This window comes from Afipia clevelandensis ATCC 49720, assembly GCF_000336555.1.
In the GTDB taxonomy this organism is placed as follows: domain Bacteria; phylum Pseudomonadota; class Alphaproteobacteria; order Rhizobiales; family Xanthobacteraceae; genus Afipia; species Afipia clevelandensis.
The window spans coordinates 465,975-480,374 of the sequence record NZ_KB375281.1 but is presented as its reverse complement, the minus strand read 5'-3'; the positions used below and the strand labels follow the sequence as shown (position 1 = coordinate 480,374).

Here is a 14,400-nt window from a genome sequence, read left to right as displayed (position 1 = left end):
GACACCGGTTTTCTCCTCAACCGTGAAGGACGTGCGTCAGACGCTCCAGCGCCGTGTCGAGCGTGGCGTCGCTCTTCGAGAAACAGAAGCGCACGACCGACGTCACATGGTTCTCTTCATAAAAGGCCGACACGGGAATCGCGGCCACCTTGTGCTCGTGCACGATGCGCTTGCAGAACGCGACATCGCTCTCGTTCAGGCCGAGCGGCGCGAGATCGACGTTCAGAAAGTATGTCCCCTGCGATTGCAGCACCGGGAAGCCAAGCCCGGATAGCCCCTTGCTCAGTCGATCACGGCTGCGCGCAAGTTCTGCCCGCATCTGATGAAAATAGTCGTCCGGCTTGCCAAGACCATAGGCCACGGCGACCTGAAGGTTCGGTGCGGTCGTAAAGGTGATGAACTGATGCGCTTTCGCGAGCACGCGCAAAATATGCGGCGCGGCGCAGACAAACCCGATCTTCCAGCCGGTCAATCCGAAAATCTTGCCGGCCGACCCGATCTTCACCGTGCGATCTCGCATGCCAGGAATGGTGATCAGCGGAATATGCTCCCGCCCGTCGAATACGACGTGCTCCCAGACCTCATCGCATATCGCGATCAGGTTGTGCTCCTGACAAATCCGTCCGAGCATTTCGAGATCTTCGCGCGGGTAGACCACAGCCGCCGGATTGAGCGGATTGTTGAGCATCACATAGCGCGTCTTCGGCGTGATCGCGGCGCGGATCGCCTCCTCCGGCAAACGCCAGTGCGGCGGCTCCAGGCGCAGGAACTTGGGAATGCCGCCGGCCAGCCGGATGATCGGAACGTAGGAATCGTACATCGGCTGGAACAGCAGCACCTCGTCGCCAGGCTGCACCAGACCGAGGATCGAGCCCGTGAGCGCTTCCGTGGCGCCGGAGGTGACCATCACCTCGCTCATGGGATCCAGCTGCAGGCCATGCCAGTGCGCGTAGTGGATGGCGATGGCCTGCCGCAGCTCAGGGATGCCCATCATCGAGGGATATTGATTGTAGCCGTTCAGGACCGCATCAGCGGCCTTCTGCCGGACGTCGAGCGGCCCCGGGTCTTCCGGAAAACCCTGACCGAGATTGATAGCGTTGAGGTCACGCGCGGCCTGCGACATGACGTCGAAAATGGTGTTCGGCAGATCCGCGAAAATCGGGTTCACGGCAATCAGCCGCCGGTCTTCGATGGCAGCCCGGCTGCCTTCCATCCCAGCATCCCGCCCGCGAGATGCGAGTCATAGGGCTTGCCCGCGGCCTGCGCGGCCAGCGACGCGGTGACCGAACGCTTGCCGGAGCGGCAGGCGAAAACCACCGTCTTGCCCTGCGGGTCGGGAATTTCGTCCGGATTGAAGGTCGAGAGCGGAAGGACCAGAGCGTTCGGGTAGGCCTCGGCTGCAACTTCATTCGGTTCGCGGACGTCGATCAGAAGATACTTCCCCTGCTCGATTCCCGCGGCAACCTCTTCCGCCGTCAAATCGTGGACCTTGTCAGCCTGAGACACATCGACCTCCATCGGGACGCGCTCCGAGCAGATGTCAGAAACGCAGGCACGCGCCCCAACATTATGCGCGAACCGCGCACAACCTGTCTTTTTGCGGCAGGAAAATCAAGCGCAAGCAAAGGCCTGCGCGGTCAAATCGTGACCTGCGTGCCGACTTCCACCACCCGGCCCGTCGGTATCTGGAAGTAGTCCGTGGCGTCGTTCGCCGAGCGGCTCATGGCGATGAACAGGTGATCCTGCCACTTCGGCATGCCGGATTGCGCGGCGGGCTTGAGCGAGCGCCGCGACACGAAGAACGATGTGGACATGATGTCGAACTGCCAGCCGAGCTTGCGCGCGACAGCCAGCGCCTTGGGCACGTTCGGCGATTCCATGAAGCCGAAGGACAACCGGACCGTCGAGAACTTGTCGCTGACCGTCTCCATCTTGACCCGGTCGGCCAGATCGACCCGCGGCGTCTCGGCCGTGTGAATGGTCAGGATCACATTGTGTTCGTGCAGGACCTTGTTGTGCTTGAGATTGTGGAGCAGCGCAGTCGGGACATATTCGGGATCGCTGGTCAGGAACACAGCCGTCCCCTTGACGATATGCGGAGGGCGCTTCTCAAGGCTCTTGATCAGATCAAGCAGCGGGACTTCAGTGCGCCGGGTCTTGTTGACCAGAATCGCGGCACCGCGCCGCCAGGTCCAGATCAGCCCGGCCATCATGATTCCGAACAGCACCGGCACCCACGCGCCCTGCAGAAGTTTCAGAAGGTTCGCCGTCAGGAAGGTCAGGTCGATCACCACCAGCGGCAGAATCAATGCCGCCGCCGTCGCAGCACGCCAGTTCCACAGCTTCCAGATCACCACGAAGCACATGATGCCGTCGCAGACCATCGTGGTGGATACGGCGATGCCATAGGCCGAGGCCAGACCGCTCGATGTCCGGAACAGACCCACCAGCAGCAGCACGCCGATCAACAGCATGATGTTGACGCGCGGCAGATAGATTTGTCCTGCATGGGTCTCGGAAGTGTAGCGAACCTCGAACCGTGGCAGCAGACCAAGCTGAATCGCCTGCCGCACCAGCGAGAACGCGCCGGTGATCACGGCCTGGCTGGCGATCACGGTGGCGGCCGTCGCAAGGCAGATCAGCGGGACCAGCACCTTGTCCGGCACCATGCGGTAGAAGGGATTTTCGATGGCCTCGGGATGCGAGAGAACCAGCGCACCCTGTCCGAAGTAATTGAGCAGAAGACACGGCAGCACGAAATAGAACCAGGCGGTCTGGATCGGCTTGCGGCCGAAATGGCCGAGATCGGCGTACAGCGCTTCGCCGCCGGTCACGGCGAGAAAGACCGCGCCGAGAATCACCAGTCCGATCACGCCATGGGTGAGCAGAAACTCGACCGCGAAAATCGGGTTGATCGCATGCACAATGCCGGGATCATCGCTGATGTGCATCAGGCCCATGACGCCGAGCGTCAGGAACCAGACAATCATCACGGGACCAAAGGCGCTGGCCACCATGGCCGTGCCCCTGCTCTGGACCGCGAACAGGCAGATCAGGATGACGATGGCGACCGGGACAACCACATGCTCCAGCGCGGGCGCTGCGATCTTCAAGCCTTCGACTGCGGAGAGCACCGAAATCGCGGGCGTGATCATGGCGTCGCCGAGGAACATCGAGCCGCCGATAACGCCCAGCGCCAGAAGCAGCCAGCTTCGCCGTCCGAGTGCGCGCTGACCCAGCGCCATCAGCGAGAGCGTCCCGCCCTCGCCGTTGTTGTCGGCACGCAGCAACAACAGAACATACTTGATCGTCACAACGACGATCAGCGACCACAGGATGAGCGACAGGACGCCGAGCACGATCTCGCGGGAGACCGGCCCGCCCCCCGACGCATTGTGGACGGCTTCGCGAAAGGCATACAGCGGCGACGTGCCGATGTCCCCGAACACAACGCCGATGCTTCCGATAGTGAGAGCCCAAAAGCCGGTGGTTACCGGCACCTCTTGGGGCGTATCGGCGGGTAAGTCGCTTGCAGCCATGATCGAAAGAAACGCCCTGAGGATGTCCTTGGATCCCGGCCGGCCGGGATCACACGAGAGTGGCGCTTCTTATATCACTGCCATCCGATGTCCACTGCGACACCGGCATGGAACCCCAGAAACATCGCATTAACGGTATTATAATACACCCAAATTCAAGGCCTAAGGTTGGGGGGTAGTGGCGGGTCTTCCCTCATCAATGTGATGGTGACACGCCGGTTTGCGGCGAGCGAGGGATCGTCTGGAAACAGCGGCTGGGTATCGGCCTTCCCGGCGACAGAAAAGATGTGGGAGGTCGGCAGCCCTTCCCGCTCGAGAATCTGGCGAACCACGTTGGCCCGGTCAGCAGACAGATCGAACCCGTCATACCCCGATCGCGACGGGACAAAGCCCGCGGAGGTATGTCCCACAATTACCACCCGCAGCGGCGTCACCTTCAGCGGCGTTGCAAGTTTCTGAAGCAGGCGGCGGGTCCGCTCCAGCGGCTGTTTCGAGCCGTCGGCAAACATCGAGCGGCCGTCCTGATCCACGATCTCGAGGTTCAGACCCTGCTTGGTCTCCTCGAACATGATGTGCTTGGACAGTTCGGAGATTTCCGGCAGGTCCTGCAGCGCCTGACGCAGCGAAGCCGACGCGAGCGCGAACTCGCGGTCCGTTTTCATGCGGGCGCCGGCGATCTTGAACTGGTCTTCCTGATCCGGCGTCGGGTTGTTGGTGGGCTCCTCCGGCGGAACGTGTGTCGTGTGCTTGAGCCGCGGACGCGTCGGAAGTCCGTCGGACTCGATGATGCCGGAAAAGCGGGAATGGGTCTGGATGCCGAACGCCTCGCGCATTGATCCAGCGACGATCTTCAGCTTGTTGGAATCCTGATTGGAGAACGCCACGAGCATGACGAAGAAGCTCAAGAGCAGCGCCATCAGGTCGGCGAAGGTCACGAACCAGCCGTGACCGCCATGCGCCTCTTCTTTTTTCTTCTTGGCCATCCCGTCGAATCCGCTTCAGCCGTTATGCAGGAACAGGCTCGCCCTCTTCGTGGCGATGTTTCTCGGGCAGATAGGCCAGCAGCATCTCGCGAACGAGCGTCGGCGACTTCGCGTCGCGGATCATCAGGATTCCGTCGATGATCAGGGTGCGGTTGGTCTCTTCGTCCAGCAGCTTGACGTGCAGCTTGTCGGCGATGGGAAGACAGATCAGGTTCGCCACAAGCGCGCCGTAGAGCGTCGCCAGCAGCGCCACCGCCATGAACGGGCCGAGCTTTGACGGGTCCGACATGTTGGAAAACATCTGCACCATGCCGAGCAAGGTTCCGATCATGCCGAATGCCGGCGCGCAGTCGCCGATCGCACGATAAATCTTGGAGCCTTCGTTAAGGTGCATCAGGAAGTTGTCACGATCGCGCTCGAGATTGTCGCGTATGAACTCAAGGTCGTAACCATCCGCGATATAACGAATGCCCTTGGCGAGGAACGGATCGTCAGCTTCGATCTTTTCAAGACCGACCGGCCCCTGCTTGCGGGCAACTTCCGCGATACGCGCCAGTTCATCGACGAGATCGCGCGCGGTCAGGCGGCTCATCGTGAAGGCGAACTTGGCGCCGAGCGGCATGCCGTGGATAATCGCGGAAAAGGGAAAGCGGATCAGTGTGGCGGCGAACGAGCCGCCGAAAATGATAATGACGGCGTGGACGTCGTAGAACATCCGGAAATCGCCGCCCATCAGGATAAGCGTACAAAGAACGATAATGCCCGCGAGCAATCCGGCTCCGGTAGCGATATCCATGACCGACTCCAACGCAACCAACGGCGCGGCCCATTCTGAGCGCGCATTTGGAACACTAGGGTCGGGCCATTAAGGTCGGGTAAAGGTTATCGAATTGATGCCCGCTGCGCGGCGATAAATCGGATCGCGCGTCCTCAGGACGGTCAAATGGTAGCGATTCCCGCGCGGCTTGAGCTGTGCGGGCATCCGTCCGATGCAATTTTCAGGAATTCGTTAACCATCAGGGCCGCATGCGCCCGGCATGGATCAGTTCAAGCGCGGCGGGCGCTCGTCTTCGACCGGCTGGGCTGCGACATTGAATTCGGAATTTGCCGCCGGTTCGGCGCTCCCGGTCGCGGTTGCCGCTGCGGCTTCCCGCGCGCGGCGCTCATGCGCCCGGTACGAAGACCATCCAATCGGAAGGCTGAGAAGATAGATGATCGAACCGAACGTCAGCAGGTGCCATGGGTAGCTGATCAGGACCGCGATGAACAACACCACGAGCACGACGACGGGCAGCACCATATCCGGCGCGATCCTGCCGCCGAGCATCTTGCCGGAAAAAACCGGAAGACGTGAAACCATCAGGAATGCGATCGACAGGGTAAACGCCGCCGTGATCGGCGCAGGCAACTGCGGTGCGCCGATAAACACCAGATACATCGGCAACAGCACGCAAAGCGCGCCCAGCGGAGCCGGCACGCCGGTGAAATAGTTTCCGGCGAAAGCAGGCTTGTTGGGATCGTCCATGGTGGCGTTGAAACGCGCCAGCCGCAGTCCGCCGCTGATGGCGAAGATCATCGCCGCGATCCAGCCGACGTTCTTCAGATCGTGCAACTGCCAGAAGTACAGAATGAGCGCCGGCGCGACACCGAAGTTGACGAAATCCGCAAGGCTGTCGAGTTCGGCGCCGAAGCGGGACTGTCCCTTGATCATCCGCGCGACGCGGCCGTCGATGCCGTCGAGGATCGCAGCGAACACGATGGCGCCAAGCGCCAGTTCGTTGCGGCCCTCGATGGACAGCCGGATCGCGGTCAGACCGGCGCAGATCGCCAGCAACGTAATGACGTTTGGCACCAGCATCCGGATCGGAATCTGGCGAAACCGGCGGCGGCGCAGGTCGGGCGTTCTGGGGTCGGGAAGCATGGCCATAGGACCTTGTGAGACAGGACCTTATATAACAGTCCCCACCCTGCTTCACCATTGTGGCGAAAAGCCCGCCGGGCGCGTGGTTAATCCAGCCGGTAGCTCCGCCCGCCATCGCCGATCTTGAAATCGGCCAGCACGGTCTCGCCCGCGATCGCGGTCTGACCTTCGGAGACCAGGGCCTTGGCGCCTTCGGGCAGGAAGACATCGAGCCGGGAGCCAAACCGGATCAACCCGAACCGCTCGCCCGCTCCCAGCACCTGTCCCTCCTTCACGAAGCAGACAATCCGGCGCGCCACGAGGCCCGCGATCTGGATCACACCGATCCGCCCGGCCGGGGTCGAGATGACCAGCGAATTGCGCTCGTTGTCGTCGCTGGCCTTGTCGAGATCGGCGTTCAGAAACTTGCCGGGACGATAGGCGATGCGATCAACACGCCCCGCCACCGGGCTGCGGTTCACATGGCAATTGAACACGCTCATGAAGATCGAAATGCGCGGCAGCGGCTTGTCGCCCAGCCCAAGCTCGGCAGGCGGCACAGCCTGCACCACCATCGACACCCGGCCATCTGCGGGCGACACGACCACGCCCTCGCGCACCGGCGTCACCCGCACCGGATCGCGGAAGAACAACGCGCACCAGACAGTCAGCGCCGATCCGATCCAGCCGAGCGGCGTCCAGATCCAGAACAGGATCAGGCTGGCGAAGGCGAAGGCGCCGATGAAGGGATAGCCCTCCGGATGAATTGGAGGAACTTGATCGCGGATGGACTTCACGACGGACATGACTTGAAAAACCTGCGTTGGGTGTGACCAAAACTATTCGGCGGCTTCCGGCGCGGACAGCGGATCGTCGACCGGCGGCGGTTCGCGATTGGGCGCGATGTTCTCGTCGGCCATCATGGCCAGCTTTTCCCGCGCTTCCTGCGCTTCACGTTGCCTGTTCCACATGCTCGCGTAAAGGCCATTCGCCGCCAGAAGCTGGGCGTGGGTGCCGCGCTCGGAGATGCGGCCCTGATCCAGCACGATAATTTCGTCTGCGCCGACGATGGTGGACAGCCGGTGCGCGATCACCAGCGACGTCCGGCCGCGCGCGACCTTCTCAAGCTGCTCCTGAATTTCCCGTTCGGTGTGGCTATCGAGCGCCGATGTCGCCTCGTCCAGAACCAGAATCGGCGGGCCCTTCAAAATCGTCCGCGCAATCGCGACACGCTGCTTCTCGCCGCCCGACAGTTTCAGCCCGCGCTCGCCGACTTCAGTCTCATAGCCGTGCGGCGACATGCGAATGAAGTTGTCGATCTGCGCCATCGACGCCGCGGCTTCGACTTCGGCATCGCTCGCATCCCAGCGACCGTAACGAATGTTGTAACGGATGGTGTCGTTGAACAGCACGGTGTCCTGCGGCACCATCCCGATCGCGGCCCGCAGCGAGGCTTGCGTCACATCCCGAATGTTCTGGCCGTCGATGGTGATTTTGCCGCCGCTCACATCGTACAACCGGAACAGCAGCCGGGAGATGGTCGATTTGCCCGCTCCGGAGGGACCGACGATGGCAACGGTCTTGCCCGCCGGCACCTCGAAAGAAAGGCCCTTCAGAATCGGACGCTCCGGATCGTAGGCAAACCGCACGTCCTCGAAGCGAACCGCGCCGGCTGAAATTTTCAGCGGCTGCGCGCTCGGAATATCCTTTACCTCCGGATTGCGCGACAGAACGCCGAACATCTTTTCAATGTCGATGATCGCCTGCTTGATCTCGCGATAGACCATGCCCATGAAGTTCAGCGGCTGGTAAAGCTGGATCATCATGGCGTTGATCATGACGAAATCGCCGACGGTGTTGGTGCCGTTGCGAATACCGGCCACACACATCATCATTGTCGCAGTGAGGCCGATGGTGAAAATCACCGCCTGTCCGGTGTTGAGCACCGCGAGCGATGTATAGGTATGGACGCTGGCCCGCTCATAGCGCTCCACTGACTTGTCGTAGCGCAACGCCTCGCGCGCCTCGGCACCGAAATACTTCACCGTCTCATAGTTCAGAAGCGAGTCGATCGCCTTGGTGTTTGCTTCGGTATCGGACTCGTTCATGCGCCTGCGAATGTCGATCCGCCATTCGGTCGCATAGTAGGTAAAGGTCATGTAGACCACGACCGTGATGAATGTCACCAGCACGTAGCGCCAGTCGAATTGCCACAGCAGTACGCCCATCATCAGCACGAGCTCGACAATGGTCGGTGCGAGCTGCAGGATTACCATGCGCACCATGGTCTCGATGCCGGTGCGTCCGCGCTCCAGAACGCGCGTCAGCCCGCCGGTCTTGCGCTCCAGATGAAACCGCAGCGACAATTCATGCATGTGGACGAAGGTGAGATAGGCCAGCTTGCGCACGGCATGCATCGCGACTTTCGCGAACAGACCGTCACGCCACTGGGTCAGCACCATCATGACGATACGAACCGCACCGTAGCTGAGCGTCATGATGAGCGGCGATGCGATCAGCCACAGCATCCAGTTCGAGGATTCGACCGGCGCCGTATCGGCGCCTGTCAGCGCATCCACCGCCCACTTGAAGGTAAACGGCAGAAACAGCGTCGCCACCTTGGCGATCAGCAGCAGCACCATCGACCAGACCACGCGCATCTTCAGATCGGCGCGATCGCCCGGCCAGATATAGGGCCATAGATGCGCAAGCGTTCCGAACAGCGTCGCTTTCTCGGCTTTCAGATCGGCGGGTGTTGGCGGCGTGACATCATTGGAGACGTCATCAGGCGCAGCAGGATGAAGGTCGGCCATTAAACGTCAGCCGCCTTGCCTTGCGAAACCGCACGCCGCGCGCGGCGCCTGTTCGGGGGTGTGATCATGTCCCGTCATATAGAGCGTTTGGGTGGCTTTCGCACCCTTTCCGGCCAATTCTTTCCCCCAAAATCAGGGCTTTTGAGACCTTTCTACCCTGCACTGCGAAACGCGCGTCTTGAAGATGTCGCAGGAAATCGCCACATAACGACTATGAATACGATTAAGAACGTCTGCGTCTATTGCGGTTCCGGTCCCGGTACCAATCCTGAATTTGTCAACGCGGCCACGGCCTTTGGCAGAACCCTCGCCGAAAACGGCGTCGGTCTGGTCTATGGTGGCGGCTCCATCGGCCTGATGGGTGCGGTCGCGGCGGGCGCCCTCGCTCACGGCGGGAAGGTCACCGGCATCATCCCGACCTTCCTGACCCGGCGCGAGCATGTGCTGAAGGACGCGCAGGAAGTCATCGTCACCAAGGATATGCACGAGCGCAAGCAGCTCATGTTCGAGCATTCAGATGCGTTCGTCGCCTTCCCCGGCGGCGTCGGCACCCTGGAAGAACTCGTCGAGCAAATGACCTGGTCACAGCTCGGCCGCCACAGCAAGCCGATCCTGCTCGCTAACATCGACGGGTTCTGGAATCCCCTGCTGGTGCTGATCGATCACATGAAGCAGACGGAATTCATCCGTGCCAATCTCTGGGTGGACGTTCTGACCGCCGATCGGGTCGAGGATATTCTGCCGAAACTGCGCGCGGAAGCGGCGAAGACACCGCAGGCTGCGAAGATGATGGACGATCAGGTCGCAAGCCGGCTGTAACTTCAGGCTTTGCGGTCAGGCGGGCTCGTCCTTGGGGAACGTCACCACCTCGATCCGATTGCCGTCGGGATCGGCAACAAACGCCGCGAAATACTTGACGCGATCATGAGGGCGAATGCCAGGCGGGCCGTCGTCGGTGCCGCCGGCCTTCAGCGCGGCAAGATAAAATGCTTCGATCTCTTCGGTCGTCTTCGCCCGCAGGCAAATATGGACCCCGCTTTCCGGCGGCACCCTCGCCATGCCGGCACGCAGATTGATCCAGAATTCCGGATAGGTCTTCCCAAACCCCACGGTCGCCGGACGGGTGACCAGACGGGTCAGTCCCAGCGGCGCGAAAGCCGCCTCGTAGAATCGTGCGGCCCGCTCAAGATCAGCCACTCCCACCGAGACGTGATCAATCATGAGCCGCCCTTCCCGCTACGCCGGCGCGTTCGACTTCACCAGCTTGTAGACCACCGAATCCATCAGCGCCTGAAACGATGCGTCGATGATGTTGGGTGAGACGCCGACCGTGGTCCAGCGCTCGCCCGCCTCATCCTCGCTTTCGATCAGAACGCGCGTCACCGCTTCCGTGCCGCCATTGAGGATACGCACGCGGTAGTCCACCAGCTTCAGGCCCTCGATGTATTTCTGATACTTGCCGAGGTCCTTGCGCAAGGCGACGTCCAGCGCGTTGACCGGACCGTTGCCTTCCGCCGCCGAGATCAGGGTTTCGCCGGCGACATCGACCTTCACCACGGCCATCGCGACCGTGACCCGCTGGGCCAGCGCGTTGTAGCGCTGCTCGACATTCACATCGAACTGCACGACCTTGAAATAATCCGGCACCTTGCCGAGCGTGCGGCGCGCCAGCAGATCGAACGAGGCATTGGCGGATTCGTAGGCGTAGCCCGCCGCCTCTTTCTCCTTCATCTCCTCGACCAGCCGCGTCAGCTTCGGATCGTTCTTGTCGAACGGAATTCCGGCGCGCTCCAGTTCTGCGATGACGTTGGAGCGCCCTGCCTGATCGGACACCAGCACCTTGCGATGATTGCCCACCGCTTCCGGCGCGATGTGCTCATAGGTCTGGGGGTCCTTCAGCACCGCCGAGGCATGAATGCCTGTCTTGGTGACGAACGCGCTCTCGCCCACATAGGGCGCATGCCGGTCAGGCGCGCGGTTGAGGATATCGTCCAGCGCCCGCGAGGCATGGACCAGCGTCGCAAGTTTCTCGTCCGACACGCCGATCTCGAATTTGTCAGCGAACTCCTTTTTCAGCTTCAGTGTCGGGATCAGCGAACAGAGATTGGCGTTGCCGCAGCGTTCGCCAAGCCCGTTCAATGTGCCTTGAATCTGACGCGCGCCCGCGCGCACCGCGGCCAGCGAGTTCGCCACCGCGTGCTCGGTGTCGTTGTGGGTGTGGATGCCGACATGATCGCCGGGGATGTGTTTGACCACCTCGCCGACGATGGCTTCGATCTCGTTCGGCATGGTGCCGCCGTTGGTATCGCACAGCACGACCCAGCGCGCGCCGGAGTCATAAGCCGCCTTGGCGCAGGCCAGCGCGAACTGTGGATTTTCCTTGTAGCCGTCGAAAAAGTGCTCGCAATCCAGCATCACCTCACGACCGGCCGCCTTTGCAGCGCTGACGCTGTCTCGGATCGAGGCGAGATTTTCCTCGTTGGTGGTCTCCAGCGCCACGCGCACCTGATATTCCGACGACTTCGCCACAAAACAGATCGCGTCGGCCTTGGCCTCGAGTAGCCCTGCGACACCCGGATCGTTCGAAACGGAACGTCCCGCGCGCCGGGTCATGCCGAACGCCGTGAACTTGGCATGATTGAACTTCGGCTTGCTTGCGAAGAACTCGGTGTCGGACGGATTCGCGCCGGGATAGCCGCCCTCGACATAGTCGATGCCGAGGTCGTCGAGCATGTTGGCGATGATCTGCTTGTCGTGCAGCGTGAAGTCGACGCCATTGGTTTGCGCGCCGTCGCGCAGGGTGGTGTCGAACAGATAGAGGCGTTCGCGGCTCATGATGGTGTTCCTGGCATTTGGCCGCGCGGCGCGTCGCCGCCCAGTGATTTTTTCATCGTCGTATTGGCAAGCCACTCATCGCCAATCGACACCGTGTTGCGCTGCTGGCCCGCGTAGCCGCGCCGGGCGAAAAACGGCTCCGCCGTATCGCTGGCTTCCACGGTCAACGCCGTCGCGCCGCGCGCCGCGGCCAGTTTCTCGAGCGCATCGCACAGGGCCGTGGCGACGCCCTGCCGCGCGAAGCCCGGAAGCACGTAAAGCAGATCAAGATGATCCTTGCCTTTCAACGACACAAAGCCGACGGGCGAGCCGCCAATCGTGGCAACGAGCGTGAGCTGATTGGCCAGACGCTTGCCGAAATTGGCTTCGTCCTCGGCCGCGCTCGCCCAGGCTTCGCGCTGCGCGTCGGAATAATCGTCCTCGGCCAGTTCTTCGATGCTGGCGACAAAAATCGCCGCGAGCACCGGCGTGTCTTCGGAGAGGAATGGCCGCAGGCCGACTTTGGGCATGGACTGTCCCATGAGCTTTACCAGACGTTGACCAGTTTGAGCGCGAGCGCGACGGCAGCGGCGATCAGCACCCACTTGAGCGCAATGTAGTAGTAGCGGTGTTTCGGAAACGGCGTGTCCGGCCTGGTCATCGCGCGATCTCCCACGTGGTCACGGGATTGCCGTTCGCGTCCTTACCGTCTTTCAGCACAATGCCGCGCGCGGCGAGTTCGTCACGGATGCGGTCGGATTCCTTGAAATCCTTGCGCGCGCGGGCAGCGAGACGAGTCTCGATCAGTTCATCGACATTGCCCGCCTTCGACACAGCCTTGGCATCGGCCATGGAGACCCATGCCGCGAACCGCGCAGCGTCTATGCCAAGAAACGCAAGCGCATTGCCCAGCGCAACCGAGGCCTTGTCACCCTTACTGTGAACCTGTTTGCGCAAGGCGTGCAATTCCGCCACGGCCTTCGGCGTATTCAGATCGTCGGCCAGCGCGTCCACGATGGACGCAGGCACCTCGCCCGATCCCGCAGCAGCCGCCACGCTGAAGAAGTCCTTCAGCGTATTGAAAGCATTGTCGCAGGCAGCCAGCGACCAGTCGATCGGTGAGCGATAATGCGTCTGCATCATCGCAAACCGCAGCGCATCGCCGGGCCATGAACGGCCACGCCAGCCTGTCAGCAACTCCCTGATGGTGACGAAGTTGCCGAGGCTCTTCGACATTTTCTCGCCCTCGACCTGCAGGAAGCCGTTGTGCATCCAGACATTGGCCATGCGGTCCTTGTGGAACGCGCAGCACGATTGCGCCAGTTCGTTTTCGTGATGCGGAAACACCAGGTCGATACCGCCGCCATGAATGTCGAACTGTTCGCCGAGATGTTTCCACGCCATCGCCGAGCATTCGATGTGCCAGCCCGGGCGTCCCTGCGCGGCGATCCCGCCCGGCGACGGCCATGACGGCTCGCCCGGCTTCGAGGGCTTCCACAGCACGAAATCCATCGCGTCATGCTTGTAGGGCGCAACATCGACGCGCGCCCCCGCCAGCATTTCATCGAGCGAGCGCCGCGCCAGCTTGCCGTAGTTCGGATCGGACGCGACCTTGAACAGCACATGGTCCTGCTCGACATAGGCGTTGCCGCCCGCGATCAGCTTTTCAATGATCGCGCACATTTCGGCGATATGCTCGGTCGCGCGCGGCTCCACGGTCGGCCGCAGGCAGCCGAGCGCATCGACGTCTTCATGAAACTGCTTTTCGGTCTGCTCGGTGACCTTGCGGATCGCCTCGTTCAGCGGCAAGCCCGGATAGTCCCGCGCCGCGCGGTCGTTGATCTTGTCGTCCACGTCGGTGATGTTGCGGACATATTGGACATGATCCGCGCCGTAGACGTGACGCAGAAGCCGAAACAGCACATCGAACACGATGACCGGCCGCGCGTTGCCGATATGGGCGAAGTCATAGACCGTCGGCCCGCACACATACATGCGCACGTCGTTAGGATCGAGCGGCCGGAACGGCTGCTTCTCCTTGGTCAGCGTGTCGTAGAGCTTCAGCTCCATGGAAACAAAATCCCTTGCCTTGCGGCCGGGTCGTCCCATGATCTCGATTGAGAAAAGACGGCTCCAGCCAGCGAATCGCTAGCTAATAATCTCGCGGCAAATGCCGAAAATGGAGATCGAACCGTTCATGGGCCGCACAATGGTCCAGCCGGGGGGACCGCGTCAAGGTCACACCCGATGGATTTCGGCATCCAGAGGGCCGCCTGCCACGGAATCGCCGTCCTTAATCATTCTTAACCCTTCCGGCTTATTGATGGAGGCGCCTGTGCTTCTCCCAAACC

Annotated in this window: 13 protein-coding genes; 1 reads left to right on the top strand and 12 read right to left on the bottom strand. The window is 61.6% G+C overall.

All coding sequences use genetic code 11. The features are described from left to right. Positions 1–16 precede the first annotated feature (16 nt). The 8 genes from HMPREF9696_RS02070 to HMPREF9696_RS02035 form a co-directional block, all read right to left on the bottom strand. Entirely contained in the window at positions 17–1,213 is a 1,197-nt protein-coding gene (locus HMPREF9696_RS02070; RefSeq protein ID WP_002711287.1) for an aminotransferase, read from the bottom strand. Next, positions 1,174–1,518 carry a rhodanese-like domain-containing protein gene (locus tag HMPREF9696_RS02065; protein WP_002711286.1) on the bottom strand — a complete coding sequence of 115 codons (345 nt, stop codon included), beginning with the start codon at positions 1,516–1,518 and terminating at the stop codon, positions 1,174–1,176. The genes HMPREF9696_RS02070 and HMPREF9696_RS02065 overlap by 40 nt, the downstream gene beginning before the upstream one ends. A gap of 119 nt (positions 1,519–1,637) precedes the next feature. Next, positions 1,638–3,539 carry a potassium transporter Kup gene (locus HMPREF9696_RS02060; protein WP_002711285.1) on the bottom strand — a complete coding sequence of 634 codons (1,902 nt, stop codon included), beginning with the start codon at positions 3,537–3,539 and terminating at the stop codon, positions 1,638–1,640. 155 nt (positions 3,540–3,694) lie between these two features. Continuing rightward, positions 3,695–4,522 carry an OmpA/MotB family protein gene (locus HMPREF9696_RS02055; RefSeq protein WP_002711284.1) on the bottom strand — a complete coding sequence of 276 codons (828 nt, stop codon included), beginning with the start codon at positions 4,520–4,522 and terminating at the stop codon, positions 3,695–3,697. Between the two features lie 22 nt (positions 4,523–4,544). Further along, the gene (locus HMPREF9696_RS02050) at positions 4,545–5,318 is read right to left on the bottom strand and encodes a motility protein A (RefSeq protein WP_002711283.1); all 774 of its coding nucleotides are present in this window, start codon (positions 5,316–5,318) and stop codon (positions 4,545–4,547) included. 246 nt (positions 5,319–5,564) lie between these two features. Beyond that, positions 5,565–6,449, bottom strand: a complete 885-nt coding sequence (gene pssA, locus HMPREF9696_RS02045; protein WP_040301087.1) for a CDP-diacylglycerol--serine O-phosphatidyltransferase — start codon at positions 6,447–6,449, stop codon at positions 5,565–5,567. An 80-nt stretch (positions 6,450–6,529) separates the two neighbouring features. Further along, a complete protein-coding gene (locus HMPREF9696_RS02040) occupies positions 6,530–7,228 on the bottom strand; it encodes a phosphatidylserine decarboxylase (protein ID WP_002711281.1) in 699 nt (232 codons plus the stop codon). 33 nt (positions 7,229–7,261) lie between these two features. Further along, complete coding sequence (locus HMPREF9696_RS02035; protein ID WP_002711280.1) at positions 7,262–9,235, bottom strand: ABCB family ABC transporter ATP-binding protein/permease; 1,974 nt, start codon at positions 9,233–9,235, stop codon at positions 7,262–7,264. 213 nt (positions 9,236–9,448) lie between these two features. Between HMPREF9696_RS02035 and HMPREF9696_RS02030 the strand changes: the two genes are divergently transcribed. Then, complete coding sequence (locus HMPREF9696_RS02030) at positions 9,449–10,054, top strand: LOG family protein (RefSeq protein WP_002711279.1); 606 nt, start codon at positions 9,449–9,451, stop codon at positions 10,052–10,054. A 15-nt stretch (positions 10,055–10,069) separates the two neighbouring features. Here HMPREF9696_RS02030 and HMPREF9696_RS02025 read toward each other — a convergent pair whose 3' ends face one another. The 4 genes from HMPREF9696_RS02025 to cysS form a co-directional block, all read right to left on the bottom strand. After that, on the bottom strand, positions 10,070–10,456 hold the full coding sequence (locus HMPREF9696_RS02025; RefSeq protein ID WP_002711278.1) for a VOC family protein: 387 nt from the start codon (positions 10,454–10,456) through the stop codon (positions 10,070–10,072). Positions 10,457–10,471: 15 nt separating this feature from the next. Beyond that, positions 10,472–12,070: a citramalate synthase gene (cimA, locus tag HMPREF9696_RS02020; protein ID WP_002711277.1), complete on the bottom strand. Its 1,599-nt coding sequence runs from the start codon at positions 12,068–12,070 to the stop codon at positions 10,472–10,474. Then, entirely contained in the window at positions 12,067–12,591 is a 525-nt protein-coding gene (locus HMPREF9696_RS02015) for a GNAT family N-acetyltransferase (RefSeq protein WP_040301086.1), read from the bottom strand. Before HMPREF9696_RS02015 ends, cimA begins: the two co-directional genes overlap by 4 nt. A gap of 115 nt (positions 12,592–12,706) precedes the next feature. Beyond that, a complete protein-coding gene (gene cysS, locus HMPREF9696_RS02010; RefSeq protein ID WP_002711274.1) occupies positions 12,707–14,119 on the bottom strand; it encodes a cysteine--tRNA ligase in 1,413 nt (470 codons plus the stop codon). Positions 14,120–14,400: the final 281 nt, after the last annotated feature.